The organism is Erwinia sp. S38 (assembly GCF_016624545.1).
In the GTDB taxonomy this organism is placed as follows: Bacteria; Pseudomonadota; Gammaproteobacteria; order Enterobacterales; family Enterobacteriaceae; genus Erwinia; species Erwinia coffeiphila.
Map to the genome: position 1 here is coordinate 143,621 of NZ_JACVTS010000007.1, position 16,585 is coordinate 160,205.

The following is a 16,585-nucleotide window of genomic DNA, read 5'->3' on the forward strand; positions in this document are numbered from 1 at the left end:
CGTCTCACGAAGGCCGACCTGACGTCGGCCTTTTTTGCCCAAAATTAACGGGCAAACAGCGGGCGGATGCCCCCCGAAATATCTGGCTGCGCGCTCAGCCACAGTACGATACCCGCCGCCAGCAGCAGTATCCCTCCGCTCAGTGCAAGGCAGTTCAGTGCGACCTTCTGCCAGCCCGCAGCAGGACGATCGCGGCTCAGACGTAGCGCCAGAATTCGGGAAATTTGTACCAGCAGCGCCATGCCGGAAACGGTCAGCGCCGTACCCAGCGCCATCGCAATCGCCGACAGTACGCCCCAGCCGTATACCCCGATCACCTTCGAGAACAGCAGCATCATGATCGCCCCGGAACACGGACGCATCCCCATCGACATCACTACCAGACTTTTCGTTTTCCAGCCCACGGCGGCGGCAAGCTGGGCGCTGTCCGGTACGTGCTGATGCCCGCAGCCGCAGCTTTCGCTGTGCTGATGATCGGTTGGCACAATGCGATGAATAGTGATGCCGCCAGTCTTGCCAGAAGTCCGCAGCGTGCGCATCAACTTCCTGGCCGCACGCCAGCACAGCCATACTCCCAGACCGGCCACCAGCAGATAGCTGCTTTTTTCCAGCCAGTAGCTGCTGAGATGCAGCTGCCGCGAAGAGAGTTTCAGCACCACCAGCATTATCGTCACCAGCGCAATGGCCACGCCGCCCTGCACCACCGCGGCCATCATCGTCAGCTGCAGGCTGGTTTTTACCCGGGTAGGATGCGTGGCCAGGAAGGTAGCGATCACGACTTTGCCATGCCCCGGGCCCAGCGCGTGCAAAACGCCATACAGCAGGCTGAAGCCCATCAGCGTCAGCCCCGCCTTTTGAGGGTGACTGGCAACCTGTTGCAGCAGCGCAGTCATCTGCTGGTGCAGATTTTTCTGCCAGAGCACGCTTTGTAACAGGATCTGCGGCCAGAACTGCCACACCAGCAGCGCACAGGCTAACAGTAAAATTATCAGCAGATACAGCGGCCACAGCTGCCGCCAGCTGCGTGCCTGCATAGACAGGATATTTACTGACATACCAGCGTGACCGTTTGAGCAAACTGACGGCCCAAATCCATCTCTTCCGCTGGCGCATCCGCCTTATCCAGCGATAGCGCATACGCCTGCATCGAAGCATCAGGTTTTGGCGTTTTCAGCTCAAAGTGGCACTCTTTCGCCAGTTCATCAGGGATTTTCAACGATTTTTCCGAGTCGTAATACATATCAACGAAGTAGGTTGGGTCAAAAGTGGAGAAGACAAAGCGCTGGCCTTTCAGCGGCTGCGGATGCGCCAGCGGCAGCACGAATTCCAGTACAGCCTGGTGGCCCTGCCGCGACAGATGATACTCCGGCGGCAGATTTTCAAATTTCACCGGTTGCTTCTGATGCCAGAACTCGGTGAAGTAGTGCTGACCCAGCACGTTAGCCATCACTTCCGCCGCCAGTTTCTTCCATACAACCGAACCGGGTTTAGCGTCGGCGGCATCATACAGCAGATCGGCGGAGGTAATTTCATCCATCACCCAGCGCATTCTTAACCCGGTAATAGTGTCACCCTGATGGACCAGCGTGGTTTGCATATCAATAAAGCTGTGCGGATGCGACCACGCCGCCGGTACGGAACCCACAACCAGCATCAGCCCAACAATGTATCTGTTATAACGTAACAAATTCAACCCCATTCCAGGATTTCCCGATTATTTTTGTGACCTGTCTTTAAAAGCGCCGAATAAACGTCCGCAGATCCTCCACAGCCGCAGGGAGTCAGGCTAGGATTAACACTAGGTACGTTTAGCGGGAGTGCAGATGACGAGTGATTACTCACCAGAAACTTCTGTTTTTTCCCGTCAGCAACGGCGCTGCCACCTCATTTTAATGCTTTGTCTTCCTGAACCTGACGTTACGCTGGAAATTTACTGCCAGCTGAACGGGGTAGAAGACGCGGTAGCCCGGCAAGATATAGCGGAGGTTACGCTGGAGATCCAGCGTTATCACCAGCTGATTATCGAACAGGATCAACAGGGGTCACTACGGCTGATCGGCGCACAGCTAAATCAGCGCCTGTGTCTGCTGCACGGTTTACGCCGTGCACTGCGGCTATCGCCTGATTTTGTCTGCCACTATTTCACCCCGAAGATTAAACACCGCCTGCAGCGTAACGAGGTTAGTAAGGCGCTGTATGATGAGCATAATTTACAGGCGCTGATTCAGCACTGTTCCCGGCAGCTTATGCGGGATTTCAACGTGCGCGACCGCCACTTTTTGCAGATATACCTGCAGTACTCCCTCGCCCATGACTGCCTTGTGGACTTTAACCCTGAACAGACAAGCTGGCTGAGTGCCAAAGCGGAATACGTACTGGCGCAGGAGATCCTTCGCTGCTGGCATCGGCAAGGCTATCAGCAAACCTCGGCGGATGATGCCATCCCGCTGGCGCTATTGTTTAGCCAACTGCACATCCCCAGCATCAGCCAGCCGATTGGGGACTATGAAGCCCGGCTACTGCTGGCGATTCAACAGCTTATTCTACGTTTTCAGCAGCTATCGGGTATGCAGTTCAGCTGCCATGATGAACTCTGTGCCCAGCTGTTCAGCCATCTGGCGCAGGCGCTGGAGCGTGTACGGTTTGGTGTGGGAATCGATCACAGCCTGGTGGAAGATGTGGCGCGGCAGTATCCGCGCCTGCTGCGAACGACCCGTGCTGCACTGGTTGAGTTCGAACAACAGTTCTCGCTGCGATTTTCAGAAGAGGAGCTGGGGCTGACGGCGATTATCTTTGGGGCCTGGCTGATGCAGGAGAACGCCCTGCAGGAAAAGCAGGTCCTGCTGCTGACCGGTTATGACCAGGAACTCGAACGCTGCGTTGAGCAGCAGCTGCGAGAGCTAACGCTGCTGCCGTTGAATATCAAATACCTGACGGTTGATGATTATCAGCGTAACAGTGCACCAAAGGGAATTTCTCTGGTGATTACTCCCTATGTCACCACCCTGCCGCTGTTCTCACCGCCGCTGATCCACGCAGAGCTGCCGCTGGGCGAGCACCAGCAGCGCAGCATCCGTGCGCTGCTGGAATCCTGACTAACGGATCGTTGGCCGCAGGAACAGAGCCGGCACCACCAGCAGCGCCATCACCCAAAAGACCCCGCCGTGCAGATGCTGGAATAACACGCCGCAGACCATAGTCATAATCGCAATGCCGCCGCCCATCGCCAGCGCTGAGTAAAGAGACTGCAAACGAATAACCTCCGAGCCCTCACGGGAAGCAATAGAGCGCATTGCCGCCAGATGACAAACGGTGAAACTGCCGCAGTGAAGGATCTGCGCCACAATCAGCCAGCCCAGATCGGTGGTGGCTGCCATCAGGCTCCAGCGAACAATCGCCGCAATGCCGGAGAGCAGCAGCAGATCGCGGGCGCGCCAGCGGCGAAACAGCCGGTTACTGGAAGCAAAAATAACAATCTCAGCCACGACGCCCAGCGACCACAAATAACCCACGACGCTGGCCGAATAGCCCGCCTGCTGCCAGTAGATCGCGCTAAAACCATAATAGGCCGCATGCGCTCCCTGCATCAGCGTCGCGCACAGCATAAAGCGCCAGACGGCATTCTCCCGCAGCATCTGCAGCCACACCTGCCAGCCAGCGTGGCTGCCCTGCTTCGAGTTGCCCTGCGGCATCACTGCCGGTCGCAGCAGCATCCCGGCCAGCATCGCGCCGCAGCCTGCGCACAGCAGCATCAGAATCGCCTGGTAAGAGAATTGATTGACCAGTACACCGGTCAATGCCGAGCTGATAACAAACGCCAGCGATCCCCACAGCCGCACCGGCCCGTAGGGCAGCGCGATTTGCCGCTGCCAGGTGGCGGCCAGCGCATCGCTCAGCGGCACCAGCGGTGAGAACACAAGGTTAAAGCCCACCATCACGAAAAGCAGCCAGAGCCACTGCGAGCCGAAGCAGAATCCCAGGGCGAACAGCAGGGTAATCAGCGCCAGCAGGCGCAGCGCATTGACCAGCTGGGAAGGATTGGTGACGCGGGAGGCAATCAACAGGCTGCCGGTAAAGCGAGCGATCATGCCGCAGCCAAGCAGCAGACCGATCTGCTCAGGCTTCATGCCGCTGCCCTCAAGCCAGACGCCCCAAAATGGCAGGTAGATGCCGTAGGCAAAGAAATAAGTGAAGTAGCCCAGCCCCAGCCAGTACGTCGATCGTATCGTCATGTTCCATCCGACAGAGTAAGTTTCGGCGGTACTCTACACCGTGCGGACAGATAAAAAAATAACGGGACACAAAGTGCCCCGTTATCTGTGCAACGGCTCGCAGTAAAGGAGCTGCTAGCGAATTATGCGTATACCGGGAAGCGGGCGCAGATATCCAGAACCTGCTTCTTCACTCGCTCGCTCACACCTTCGTCATTGATATTGTCAAGAATATCGCTGATCCAGCCAGCCAGCTCGCGCACTTCAGCTTCTTTGAAACCACGGCGGGTGACGGCTGGAGAACCGATGCGGATACCGGAAGTCACGAACGGGCTCTTCGGATCGTTAGGCACGCTGTTTTTGTTGACGGTGATGTTAGCACGGCCCAGAGCGGCGTCGGCTTCTTTACCGGTCAGGTTTTTGTCAACCAGGTCCAGCAGGAACAGGTGGTTATGGGTGCCGCCGGAAACGACGTTGTAGCCACGCTCCAGGAACACTTCAACCATCGCTCGTGCGTTTTTAGCAACCTGCTGCTGGTAGGTTTTGAACTCTGGCTCCATCGCTTCTTTGAACGCCACCGCTTTACCGGCAATAACGTGCATCAGAGGGCCACCCTGGCCGCCAGGGAAGACCGCTGAGTTCAGCTTCTTATACAGATCTTCGTCACCACCCTGAGCCAGGATCAGACCACCGCGAGGACCCGCCAGGGTTTTATGGGTAGTCGAGGTCACGATGTGTGCGTGTGGAACCGGATTAGGGTAAACGTCAGCAGCGATCAGGCCAGCAACGTGGGCCATATCGACGAACAGGTACGCGCCAACGCTGTCAGCGATTTCACGCATTTTAGCCCAGTCACACACGCCAGAGTATGCGGAGAAGCCGCCTACGATCATTTTCGGCTGGTGCTGTTTAGCCAGTTCGGCCAGCTCGTTGTAGTCGATTTTGCCGGTTTCATCGATACCGTAAGGAATGACTTTATATAGCTTGCCGGACAGGTTAACCGGGGAACCGTGGGTCAGGTGACCACCGTGTGCCAGGTTCATACCCAGAATGGTATCGCCCGGCTGTAGCAGCGCGGTGTAAACCGCGAAGTTCGCCTGTGAACCGGAATGCGGCTGCACGTTGGCATAGTCGGCACCAAACAGCGCTTTAGCACGGTCGATAGCCAGCTGCTCAACGATATCCACGTACTCACAGCCACCGTAGTAGCGTTTACCCGGATACCCTTCGGCATATTTGTTAGTCAGCTGGGACCCCTGAGCCTGCATTACACGTGGGCTGGTATAGTTTTCTGAAGCAATCAGCTCGATGTGCTCTTCCTGACGCACTTTCTCCTGCTCCATCGCCTGCCATAAATCGGCATCGTAATCGGCAATGTTCATATCACGCTTTAACATCTGCATCTCCTGACTCAACTGACTTTTAATAAGGAACTTCGGGGTGTTGGGCAACAGTTTAAACTGTTACCCAGCCGTTGAATAGCGTCATGACTGCCTTTTTGCGCAAACGATTGGCTTCAGAGCCAGCAAGGCTTAGATATCATTTTTGCAAGCAGTTGGTTACGGAGTTTTGCTCATTATCAACTTGCAGCTTGTTCATCAAGCCCACGCCATCAGCACGGATAAACAACCCTGATTCTTGAGTGGGTATTTACAATGCAATCTCTCGCCAATTAAATGCATTTGAAATACACGTTATAAGATCAGGGAGTTCACTATGCTAGATAGCCAAACCATTGCCATCGTCAAATCCACCATTCCCGCCATTCTTGAACTCGGACCAAGCCTGACGGCCCACTTTTACGATCGTATGTTCAGCCATAATCCCGAACTGAAAGATATTTTTAATATGAGCAATCAGCGCAACGGCCACCAGCGGGAAGCGCTGTTTAATGCCATCTGCGCCTATGCCAGCAATATTGATAATCTGGCGGCGCTTGGCCCCGCCGTGGAAAAAATAGCCCAAAAGCATACCAGTTTTGCCATTCGGCCCGATCAGTACAACATTGTCGGTACGCACTTGCTGGCCAGCATTGATGAAATGCTGCATCCGGGTGAAGAAGTTCTTGAGGCCTGGGGCAAAGCCTATGGCGTGCTGGCCGGAATTTTCGTGCAGCGTGAAGAGCAGATTTATGAACTTTCCGAGCAGAAACCCGGTGGCTGGAGGGGAACGCGAGAATTCGTCATCAGCGAAATTACCCCACAAAGCGCGGTAATCAAAAGTTTTGTGCTGACCCCGGCCGACGGCCAGCCTGTCGCGAGCTATCGCGCGGGGCAGTATCTTGCCTTGTGGGTGGACGATCCTTCATTTGAAAACAAAGAAATTCGTCAGTATTCACTTACCCGCTCACCGAACGGCAAAAATTATCGTCTTGCCGTACGCCATGAACAAGGCGGGACGATGTCCAGCTGGCTGCATCAGCAGAAAGTGGGCACGCATCTGCGCGTTGCTCCTCCGGCCGGAGATTTCTTCCTCGACGTGAAGCCAGAAACACCGGTTACGCTGATTTCTGCAGGCGTGGGGCTAACGCCGATGCTGGCGATGCTGCATCAGCTGGCGGAGAGCCGACATCCGTCGACGGTGCAGTGGTTCCACGCCGCCGATAACGGCAGCACGCACGCCTTTGCGAAAGAGGTCACGGAAACCGGAGCGCATCTGCCGCGGTTTACGCAGCATATCTGGTACAGTCATCCCACAGCTCAGGATAAAGAGAAGTTCGACACCCATGGACTCATCAACCTGTCACCGCTGGAGTCCATGCTCAGCGATCCGGCCATGCAATATTATTTATGTGGGCCGGTAGGCTTTATGGAAGCGGTAGAGCAGCAGCTACAACAGCTGGGCGTTTCGCACGATCGTATTCATTATGAAGTTTTTGGCCCGCACAAAGCGCTGTAACCAACCTTTCTGCCGATCGTAACGCCAGAAATGAGCAGGGCCTGAATATTCAGGCCCTGTTACGCAAGTGAAAGACAGCGATTAAATCGCTTCTTCGTCTTCTTCACCGGTGCGGATACGCACAACGCGCGCCACATCAAACACAAAAATCTTACCGTCACCGATTTTACCGGTTTGCGCCGTGTTCATAATAGTATCGACGCAGGTATCGACAATATCATCAGCCACAACGATTTCGATTTTCACTTTTGGCAGAAAATCGACCATATATTCAGCACCACGATACAGCTCGGTGTGGCCTTTCTGACGGCCAAAACCTTTAACTTCCGTTACCGTCATACCGGTGATGCCGACTTCCGCCAGCGCTTCGCGCACGTCATCCAGTTTGAACGGCTTAATAATTGCATCGATCTTTTTCATAGCAGACCCTTATTTCTCCCTCCGGTAACGGACGGGTAATCAACGATTAACTTCACCGGACAGGTCACGCGGCGCGGTCTGTCTCTTTTTTCAGGCAGCTAAACTACCATAATTGATAGCAAAAACGGCACTGAAAATTATTCTTTAAAATCGCCAGCGTCCAGTTCATGTCGCGACAACAGTTTATAAAACTCGGTGCGATTGCGCCCTGCCATTCGGGCGGCATTGGTGACATTTCCTTTGGTCATCTGCAGCAGCTTGCGCAGGTAGTTAAGCTCGAACTGATTACGCGCTTCCGCGAATGTAGGCAGTGCGGTATTTTCTCCGGCCAGCGCCTGCTCGACCAGCGCCTCACCAATGACCGGCGCCGACGTCAGCGCCACGCACTGTTCAATCACATTCACCAGCTGGCGGACATTTCCCGGCCAGCTGGCGGCCATCAGGCGATGCATCGCATCGCTGGAGAAACTGCGGACAAACGGTTTGTGCCGCGCGGCCGACTGCTTCAGCAAATGATTGGCCAGCAGCGGAATATCCTCGGCTCGCTCATGCAGTGCGGGGATTTTCAAATTGACCACGTTTAAACGATAGAACAAATCTTCGCGAAACTCTTTTTTCTCCATCGCTTTTGGCAGATCGCGATGGGTGGCGGAGATAATACGCACGTCGATATCCAAATCGCGATTGCTGCCCAGCGGGCGCACTTTACGCTCCTGCAGCACACGCAGCAGTTTGACCTGCAGCGCCTGCGGCATATCGCCAATTTCATCGAGGAACAGCGTTCCCCCTTCCGCGGCCTGGAACAGCCCTTCCCTGCTGCTCACCGCCCCTGTAAAAGCCCCTTTCGCATGGCCAAACAGCTCGGACTCCAGCAGTTGCTCCGGCAGGGCACCGCAGTTAATCGCGATAAACGCTTTGCCCGCACGCGGGCTGGCCGCATGGATCGCCTGCGCCAGGATCTCTTTTCCGGTTCCGCTCTGGCCGTTAATCAGCACGCTAACGTCAGAGTGCGCCACCATCCGCGCCTGTTCCAGCAGACGCAGCATTAGCGGACTGCGGGTGACAATATTTTCGCTCCACGACTCATCCGTCGTTGGCACCCGATGCGCCAGCGCCTCATCAATGGCTTTATATAGCGCATCGCGATCCACTGGCTTGGTCAGGAAGCTGAACACACCCTGTTGCGTAGCAGCAACGGCATCGGGGATAGAACCGTGAGCGGTAAGAATGATGACCGGCATGCCGGGATGACGTTTCTGGATTTCGGCAAACAGCGCCATCCCGTCCATCTCATCCATGCGCAGATCGCTAATCGCCAGATCGATAGTTTCGCGGTCCAGCACCCGCAGCGCTTCCGGCCCGCTTTCGGCGGTAGTGACGGCAAAACCTTCACTGCTGAGGCGCATACCAAGGAGTTTAAGCAGGCTGGGGTCGTCATCCACCAGCAGTAGCCGGGCTGATTTTTTTATCATGGCGTTGCATCATCTTCTGATTTACTGCCGGACGATGTCGCATCGTCCGGTGCGGATTTATCCGCCGCGTGGCTGCTGTCGGTCGCATCGGGCGAGCGGCGTGAGGAGAGCTGACGTTCAATATCAGTCAGAGAATCCAGCTTGCGCCGGGTCACCGCCAGTTCCTGATTCAGCGCGATGTCCTGCTGGCGCAGCGCATCAAGCTGCGCATCGCTGGTTTGTTGCAGCGTCGCGTAGCGCGTGCGCTCTGCGGATAGTTGCAGCAGCGATCCCTGCCCTTCCCGCCACAGGGTCAGCAACGGGCGCACGGCGGTGGGGTAATCGTAGCTGTAATCATCAAGCCGCTGCAAATACTGGCGACGTTCCACCGGCGTGATATTACCGTTGCTGAGCAATACGGCCTGTTTAAAACGGCTCTGCCAGTTATCCGCCGGCCAGCGACGCGCTTCTGCACGCGCTTCGGCTGGTGTCAGGCGTTCAGCACAGTTCATCGCGCGCAGCCAGTAAAGCGGGTTATTGACCACCGATACGCTGTTAAAGGTCCAGACCTGGCCGCAGGAGACCGCCTGAAAATCCACAACGCGGCGTTCAGCTTCGCTGAACGAATCATGCGTCAGGATGCTGTTCTTCTCCGGCACCTGGCTGCAGCCAGATATCAGTGAAGTCAGCAGTGACACCGCAGCGAGTTTACCGGTTCGATCCAGAGACAACAGAGCAGATAAAGGTGAAAAACGCATGACTAGTTATTCCCGGCGGTGGTATTTAATTCGATACGGAAGCAAACATCCGCTTCCTTGCTGTCAACCAGCTGTACATCACCCTGCAAACGCTGCAGGCAATCTTTGGCAATGCTCAGCCCCAGCCCACTGCCTTTAACGGCCCCCTTCCGCTGCATGTTGCCCTGGAAGAAAGGTTCAAAGATCATCGCCCGCTCTGCGGCCGGGATAGGCGTGCCGGTGTTGGCAACTTCAATAATTGCCCGGCCTCCCTGCTGGCGGCTGCGGACCCATATACGGCCTGATTCTGCGCCGTAGTGTACAGCATTGGAATAAAGATTATCGATCGCCCGCAGTAACAATGTCGGCTCAGCCCGGCAGCTGGCGAGCTGAAGATCGACTTCGGTATGCATCATCTTAGCGCGAGCCGTCAGGTTGTGGCTGGCAATCAGCGTTTCAACCAGCGGTGCCAGCGGCACATCCTCAAGCGGCAGCGGGCCATCGGCTAACTTACGGTTGTAGTCCAGAAGCTGCTCAATCAGCGTTTGCAGGCGGCGGCTGCTGTCATTGAGAATGCTCACCACCTCTTTCTGGTCGGTGGTTAAAGGTCCAACTATCTGATCGGCTAGCAGTTCTGTGCCTTCACGCATGCTGGCCAGCGGCGTTTTTAGCTCATGAGAGATATGGCGCAGAAACTCATGCCGCTGGGACTCAAGCCAGGTCAGCCGCTCGCTCAACCACAGTATGCGCTGCCCCAGAGAGCGAATTTCGCGCGGGCCTTTAAACATCAGGTTCTGTTCCAGCTGCTGCCCTTCACCCAGGCGATTAATCATCCGTTCTACGGCTTTCACCGGCCCGATAATCATGCGGGTAAACAACACCACCAGCCCGAGGCTGAGCAGGAACAGCGTCAGCGCCTGCCAGCCAAAATACTGACCCCGATCGGCAATTTCACGCTGTAACTGTAGACCGCGCGAGAAGACCACTTCACGAGTTGTCTGAACCAGCTGCGCGTTGGCGGAAGAAAATGCCTCCAGCTGCTCGGCTGCCGCCTTTACCGGTGCACTGTTGTCGCATTTTATCTGGCTTAACTGAGTCAGACTTTGACGCAGCGCCTGATAGGTTCGGATGTCCGGCAGCACCGGCGCGTGGGCATCAAGCATTTGCGAATAGCGGCTGTGCTGAGTTTGATAGAGCTTTTGCAGCATCGGGTTATCCAGCACGCAGTACTGTCGATAGCTGCGCTCCAGTTCCAGCGCGGTACGCGCCATCGCTTCACTGCGCCGCACATCAGTCAGGGTGGTGCGGTTAGTATCCGCAGCGCGATCGCTCAGCGCCGACAGGCTTTCCCAGGCCTGCCAGGCCAGCACCAGCAGCGGTAATAACACCAGTAAAAACGCCATCAGCACCAGCTGACGCAGGGATCGTGGAAACAGACGCCATTTCTTCACGGAAAGATCTCTTGTTCAGGTTATCAGTGATGCTAGCGGAGAGTGGGCTGCGAGGAAAGTCAGGCGATGAAATGAAAATGGCCGGTTCACTGAACCGGCCATCGGGCGACGCTGCAGATGAGCAGCGAGGCTGAATAGGTGGAGCCTAACTCAACGTTGCGTCCGATGTTTGATAACGTCACAGAGTGAACGATTATCGGTGGGGTGGACGACAGGCTCCGTTTTGTGCGTCATTCTGGGCGTTATGGGCACTTGACCGCTTGCGCAGGGCTGTCATAACCAGGTGAATGAGCCGCTGAATAGATTATAGCAATCATCGTGCCAGTTTTTCAAATTATGTTTTAACTTATTATAAAATGGTGATTTTTTATGATGCAGTTCTCTTTTATTCGCGATCGTTTTGACCAGCCGGTCTGGCTGAGTGTCGCTGAAAAGTAACACTTTTAGCGATGTACGAATCGTGCTATTTAAATCAATGAGTTAAGTGTCGCCGTTTGGAGACAGTGATTTAAGGTGATTGTCGGGGAAATGCAACAGAGGGCTGTTGGTGGGCACCAGGGGGATTGCGGGGCTGGATTGCGGGGCTGGTGCAGACGGGTTGGCCCTGGAAACGGGCGGGTCCTCGCGCCACGCGTTGCGTGGTGCCTTCTCTTCAGTCGGGAGCCTTTGCGGACCGCCGCAGACGGAGCTTCCTGCCCCGGCTGCGCCTTTTGCTCGCGTCCATGCGAGCAAATCCTGGCTCCCTCGTTACGTTCAGCGCTGCGGATTGCCCGTTTTCGGGGCCAACCCGTCTGCGCTTTGCTATCGAAGTCGCTGCTTTAATAGATCGCTTTTCGACATTCCTTCGATTTTCCAATGATGGAAATGGCCCACATTGCCCTCTCCAGATAACGAGACAGTCCGGGAAACCAACCGGCCATTCAGCTAATGAAAGCGAAATCAGCTTGCCGACCAGTTAATACTTATGACTGAACCCGTCTCAATTCAGATAAGAAACGACGGCAATTTCCGGAAGAGGGCCAGCCTGGGCGGCTGCCGGGCAATCCGCAGCGCTGAGGTGCAGGCAGCGGGACCGGAGAGAACGGCAGGGATGCCGGGCTCAGGCGTGGCGCGGGCAGGACGCCCGCTCCACGCCGATCCGCAAGGCCCGATGCCGAAACCGAAGGCACCGCAAAGCGGCGCGAGGACCGCCCGGCAGCCGCCCAGGCTGGCCCTCGTTAACTGCAATTCCAGCAACAAAAAAACCACCATCCCAAAGGACGGTGGCTTTTTCAAACCTGCCATTAACCCGCTGATTTACAGCAGGCTACTCACACAGGTATCAGCCCAGCTGCTTACGCGCATTGCGGAAAATACGCATCCACGGGCTGTCCTCGCCCCACTCTGCCGGGTGCCAGGAGTTGCTGACGGTGCGGAACACGCGCTCCGGGTGCGGCATCATAATCGTTACGCGACCGCTTTCGTTAGTCACAGCCGTAATGCCGTTTGGAGAACCGTTCGGGTTAGCCGGGTACTGCTGGGTCACGTTGCCGAAGTTATCGACAAAGCGCAGCGCCACCAGACCTTTCTGCTCAAGCTGTGCCAGGTGCGCATCGCTGCGCACTTCCACAAAGCCTTCACCGTGCGAAACCGCAATCGGCATACGGGAACCGACCATACCATCCAGCAGCAGCGACGGGCTGGCCGCCACTTCGACCAGGCTGAAGCGCGCTTCAAAACGCTCGGACTGGTTGCGTACAAAGCGCGGCCACTCTTCGCTACCCGGGATCAGCTCGCGCAGATTCGACATCATCTGGCAGCCGTTACACACGCCCAGCGCCAGCGTCTGTGGACGGTGGAAGAAGGTTTCAAACTCGTCGCGCACGCGGCTGTTGAACAGAATCGATTTCGCCCAGCCTTCACCCGCGCCCAGCACATCGCCGTAAGAGAAGCCGCCGCAGGCAACCAGTGCCTGAACGTCGGTCAGACCACGACGGCCCGCCAGCAGATCGCTCATATGCACGTCAACCGCATCAAATCCGGCACGGTGGAAGGCAGCCGCCATCTCAACGTGGGAGTTAACGCCCTGTTCGCGCAGCACGGCAACCTTTGGACGCGCGCCGGTGGCAATAAACGGTGCAGCGATATCTTCTTCTGGTTTGAAGGTCAGTTTGACGTTCAGACCCGGATCGCTGTTGTCTTTCTTAGCTTCGTGTTCCTGGTCAGCGCAGGTCGGGTTATCACGCAGGCGCTGCATCTGCCAGGTGGTTTCTGCCCACCAGGTACGCAGCGTGGTACGGCTTTCGCTGTACACAGCAGAATCGCCGGAGGTAATCACAAAGCGATCGCCCTCTACCGCACGGCCCAGCACGTGAACGCAGTCGCCCAGTCCGTTGGCAGCAAACACCTGTTCAACCGCCGCGCAGTCTGCGGCAGCAACCTGAATGACCGCACCCAGCTCTTCGTTAAACAGCGCAGCCAGGCTATCGCTGCCCAGCGCGGCAATATCTGCCTCAACGCCGCAGTGACCGGTAAAGGCCATTTCTGCCAGCGTTACCAGCAGGCCGCCGTCTGAACGGTCGTGGTAAGCCAGCAGTTTGTCATCGGCCACCAGCGTCTGGATAGCGTTCCAGAACCCGGCCAGCTGTTTCGCATCACGCACGTCGGCAGGTTTGTCACCCAGCTGACGATAAACCTGAGACAGTGCCGTTGCGCCCAGCGCGTTAACGCCCTGACCAAGGTCGATCAGCAGCAGGCGGTTATCCACGGTTTGCAGCTGCGGCGTAGCGGTTTTGCGCACGTCTTCCACACGGGCAAAGGCGGTGATCACCAGCGACAGTGGAGAGGTCATCTCGCGCTGCTCGGTCCCTTCCTGCCAGCGGGTTTTCATCGACATGGAGTCTTTGCCTACCGGGATAGTGATACCCAGCGCCGGGCACAGCTCTTCGCCCACGGCTTTGACCGCTTCATACAGGCCCGCATCTTCACCCGGGTGACCAGCTGCGGCCATCCAGTTAGCGGAAAGTTTAATACGCGTCAGTGGGCCAATCTGCGTGGCCGCGATGTTGGTCAGCGCTTCACCCACGGCCAGACGACCGGATGCCGCGAAGTCCAGCAGGGCAACCGGCGCACGTTCGCCCAGCGCCATTGCTTCACCGTAGTAGCTGTCGAGGCTGGCGGTGGTGATCGCGCTGTTAGCGACCGGGATCTGCCACGGTCCCACCATCTGATCGCGCGCCACCATACCGGTAACGGAACGGTCGCCGATGGTCACGAGGAAGGTTTTCTCCGCAACGGTCGGCAGGTGCAGGACGCGGTTGACCGCATCAGCAATAGAAATGTTGTCGCGAACCAGCGCGTCGCCTTTCGCCTTCAGGGTGGCAACATCGCGGGTCATTTTTGGCGTTTTGCCCAGCAGCACGTCCAGCGGCAGATCGATTGGCGTATTGTCGAAATGACTGTCGGCCAGCGACAGGTGCATCTCTTCGGTAGCTTCGCCGATCACCGCATACGGAGCGCGTTCGCGTTTGCACAGCTCGTCAAACAATTCGATACTCTCCGGTGCAACCGCCAGAACATAACGCTCCTGCGATTCGTTACACCAGACTTCCAGCGGGCTCATGCCCGGTTCGTCATTGAGAATATCGCGCAGATTGAAACGACCACCGCGCTCGCCGTCGCTGACCAGTTCCGGCATGGCGTTGGACAGACCGCCCGCGCCGACGTCGTGGATAAACAGAATCGGGTTAGCTTCACCCAGCTGCCAGCAGCGGTCGATCACTTCCTGGCAGCGGCGTTCCATTTCCGGGTTGTCGCGCTGTACGGAGGCGAAGTCGAGGTCGGCATCGGACTGGCCGGAAGCCATAGATGACGCAGCACCGCCGCCCAGACCGATATTCATCGCCGGGCCACCCAGTACGATCAGCTTGGCACCCACGGTGATTTCGCCTTTCTGCACGTGATCGGCACGGATGTTACCAATACCACCGGCCAGCATGATCGGCTTGTGGTAGCCGCGCAGCTCTTCGCCGTTGTGGCTGTTAACGCGCTCTTCATAGGTACGGAAGTAGCCGTTCAGCGCCGGGCGACCGAATTCGTTGTTAAACGCCGCACCGCCCAGAGGGCCTTCGGTCATGATATCCAGCGCGGTAACGATACGTTCCGGCTTGCCGAAATCCTCTTCCCACGGCTGTTCAAAGCCCGGGATACGCAGGTTAGAAACGGAGAAACCGACCAGGCCGGCTTTCGGCTTCGCACCGCGTCCGGTTGCGCCTTCATCACGGATTTCGCCACCGGAACCGGTCGCGGCACCCGGCCACGGAGAAATTGCCGTCGGGTGGTTATGGGTTTCTACCTTCATCAGGATGTGCGTATCTTCCTGATGGAAGTCATAGGCACCCTGACGGTCAGCGTAGAAACGGCCGACCTGAGAACCTTCCATCACCGCGGCATTGTCTTTATAGGCAGACAGCACGTGGTCCGGGGTTTTCTCGAAGGTGTTTTTGATCATCTTGAACAGCGACTTCGGCTGCTGCTCACCGTCAATCACCCAGTCGGCGTTGAAAATTTTGTGACGGCAGTGCTCGGAGTTTGCCTGGGCAAACATATAGAGCTCGATGTCGTTCGGGTTGCGCCCCAGTTTTTCAAACGCGGCCAGCAGGTAGTCGATCTCATCCTCGGCCAGTGCCAGGCCCAGCTTGATATTGGCCTGAACCAGTGCATCACGACCTTTACCCAGCACATCCACGCTCTGTACCGGCGCGGGCTGATGGTGTGCGAACAGCTGCTCGGCCTGATTCAGATCCGTAAACACGGTTTCCATCATGCGATCGTGCAGCAGAGCGGCCAAAGCCCCCCACTGTGCATCGGTCAGCTGTGGAGCCTGAATATAGAAGGCCAGGCCGCGCTCAAGGCGCAGAACCTGCGGCAGGTCGCAGTTGTGGGCGATATCGGTCGCTTTGGATGACCACGGGGAGATCGTGCCGGGACGCGGGGTCACCAGCAGCAGGCGGCCTTCCGGGGTATGCTCAGCGAGAGAAGGACCGTATTTCAGCAGGCGCTGCAGGCGCGCTTTCGCATCCGCATCAAGCGGCGCGCTGACATCGGCGAAATGGACGTACTCGGCGTAAATATCACTCACCGGCAGGTGAGCGTCCTGAAAGCGGGTCAGCAGTTTGTTAATACGAAATGCCGACAGGGCGGGCGAACCACGCAGAATTTCCATCATTAAAGATCTCTCGTCTCGAAGCGCCGGGCGACGCTTCATTGGGCGCAACAGGGAAAACGGGCGCTATTATAGAGAATCCCCACAGGTTACGAAACCGTTTGCGCAGAATTAATCGACATCCAGAATTGGCTGAAAATTACACGATTCAGGTTGATTTAAGTTGCGATGCCACGCGGACTTGAGCAAAATGCCCCACGCTCAGGAGCAATTA

11 protein-coding genes are annotated in these 16,585 nt (G+C 56.7%); 2 read left to right on the plus strand and 9 right to left on the minus strand.

Translation table 11 applies throughout. The features are described from left to right. Positions 1-44: 44 nt before the first annotated feature. Together IBT46_RS10375 and IBT46_RS10380 are read right to left on the minus strand one after the other, a co-directional pair. Complete coding sequence (locus IBT46_RS10375) at positions 45-1,055, minus strand: nickel/cobalt transporter (RefSeq protein ID WP_200545612.1); 1,011 nt, start codon at positions 1,053-1,055, stop codon at positions 45-47. Beyond that, a complete protein-coding gene (locus IBT46_RS10380; RefSeq protein ID WP_234480075.1) occupies positions 1,046-1,654 on the minus strand; it encodes a DUF1007 family protein in 609 nt (202 codons plus the stop codon). Before IBT46_RS10380 ends, IBT46_RS10375 begins: the two co-directional genes overlap by 10 nt. A gap of 169 nt (positions 1,655-1,823) precedes the next feature. Here IBT46_RS10380 and csiE point away from each other — a divergent pair, with 169 nt between their 5' ends. Next, positions 1,824-3,095, plus strand: coding sequence for a stationary phase inducible protein CsiE (csiE, locus tag IBT46_RS10385; RefSeq protein ID WP_200545614.1), 1,272 nt, complete (start codon positions 1,824-1,826; stop codon positions 3,093-3,095). On the opposite strand, the gene IBT46_RS10390 is transcribed toward csiE, so the two are convergent. Both IBT46_RS10390 and glyA read right to left on the minus strand, forming a co-directional pair. Beyond that, positions 3,096-4,232 (minus strand): 3-phenylpropionate MFS transporter, encoded by a 1,137-nt coding sequence (locus IBT46_RS10390; RefSeq protein ID WP_200545615.1) that lies wholly within the window; start codon positions 4,230-4,232, stop codon positions 3,096-3,098. It lies immediately after the preceding gene. Between the two features lie 122 nt (positions 4,233-4,354). Continuing rightward, entirely contained in the window at positions 4,355-5,608 is a 1,254-nt protein-coding gene (gene glyA, locus IBT46_RS10395) for a serine hydroxymethyltransferase (RefSeq protein WP_105593206.1), read from the minus strand. 319 nt (positions 5,609-5,927) lie between these two features. Here glyA and hmpA point away from each other — a divergent pair, with 319 nt between their 5' ends. Then, the gene (gene hmpA / locus IBT46_RS10400) at positions 5,928-7,109 is read left to right on the plus strand and encodes an NO-inducible flavohemoprotein (RefSeq protein WP_200545616.1); all 1,182 of its coding nucleotides are present in this window, start codon (positions 5,928-5,930) and stop codon (positions 7,107-7,109) included. Positions 7,110-7,190: 81 nt separating this feature from the next. Here the strand turns inward: hmpA and glnB are convergent, their stop codons facing one another. From glnB to purL, 5 genes are all read right to left on the minus strand, one after another. Continuing rightward, positions 7,191-7,529, minus strand: a complete 339-nt coding sequence (gene glnB, locus IBT46_RS10405; RefSeq protein ID WP_056238873.1) for a nitrogen regulatory protein P-II — start codon at positions 7,527-7,529, stop codon at positions 7,191-7,193. 137 nt (positions 7,530-7,666) lie between these two features. Continuing rightward, a complete protein-coding gene (gene glrR, locus IBT46_RS10410) occupies positions 7,667-9,001 on the minus strand; it encodes a two-component system response regulator GlrR (protein WP_105593204.1) in 1,335 nt (444 codons plus the stop codon). Then, a complete protein-coding gene (gene qseG / locus IBT46_RS10415; protein ID WP_200545617.1) occupies positions 8,998-9,738 on the minus strand; it encodes a two-component system QseEF-associated lipoprotein QseG in 741 nt (246 codons plus the stop codon). Before qseG ends, glrR begins: the two co-directional genes overlap by 4 nt. 2 nt (positions 9,739-9,740) lie before the next feature. Beyond that, positions 9,741-11,168, minus strand: coding sequence for a HAMP domain-containing sensor histidine kinase (locus IBT46_RS10420; RefSeq protein WP_200545618.1), 1,428 nt, complete (start codon positions 11,166-11,168; stop codon positions 9,741-9,743). Between the two features lie 1,321 nt (positions 11,169-12,489). Further along, complete coding sequence (gene purL, locus IBT46_RS10425) at positions 12,490-16,374, minus strand: phosphoribosylformylglycinamidine synthase (RefSeq protein ID WP_200545619.1); 3,885 nt, start codon at positions 16,372-16,374, stop codon at positions 12,490-12,492. Positions 16,375-16,585: the final 211 nt, after the last annotated feature.

What these genes read in the sequence shown, in the direction of transcription:
- IBT46_RS10380 (WP_234480075.1), bottom strand. Translation starts at nt 1,654, where the DNA reads ATGCTGGTTGTGGGTTCCGTACCGGCGGCGTGGTCGCATCCGCACAGC.
- glnB (WP_056238873.1), bottom strand. Translation starts at nt 7,529, where the DNA reads ATGAAAAAGATCGATGCAATTATTAAGCCGTTCAAACTGGATGACGTG.
- qseG (WP_200545617.1), bottom strand. Translation starts at nt 9,738, where the DNA reads ATGCGTTTTTCACCTTTATCTGCTCTGTTGTCTCTGGATCGAACCGGT.
- hmpA (WP_200545616.1), top strand. Translation starts at nt 5,928, where the DNA reads ATGCTAGATAGCCAAACCATTGCCATCGTCAAATCCACCATTCCCGCC.
- glrR (WP_105593204.1), bottom strand. Translation starts at nt 9,001, where the DNA reads ATGATAAAAAAATCAGCCCGGCTACTGCTGGTGGATGACGACCCCAGC.
- IBT46_RS10375 (WP_200545612.1), bottom strand. Translation starts at nt 1,055, where the DNA reads ATGTCAGTAAATATCCTGTCTATGCAGGCACGCAGCTGGCGGCAGCTG.
- csiE (WP_200545614.1), top strand. Translation starts at nt 1,824, where the DNA reads ATGACGAGTGATTACTCACCAGAAACTTCTGTTTTTTCCCGTCAGCAA.
- glyA (WP_105593206.1), bottom strand. Translation starts at nt 5,608, where the DNA reads ATGTTAAAGCGTGATATGAACATTGCCGATTACGATGCCGATTTATGG.
- purL (WP_200545619.1), bottom strand. Translation starts at nt 16,374, where the DNA reads ATGATGGAAATTCTGCGTGGTTCGCCCGCCCTGTCGGCATTTCGTATT.
- IBT46_RS10390 (WP_200545615.1), bottom strand. Translation starts at nt 4,232, where the DNA reads ATGACGATACGATCGACGTACTGGCTGGGGCTGGGCTACTTCACTTAT.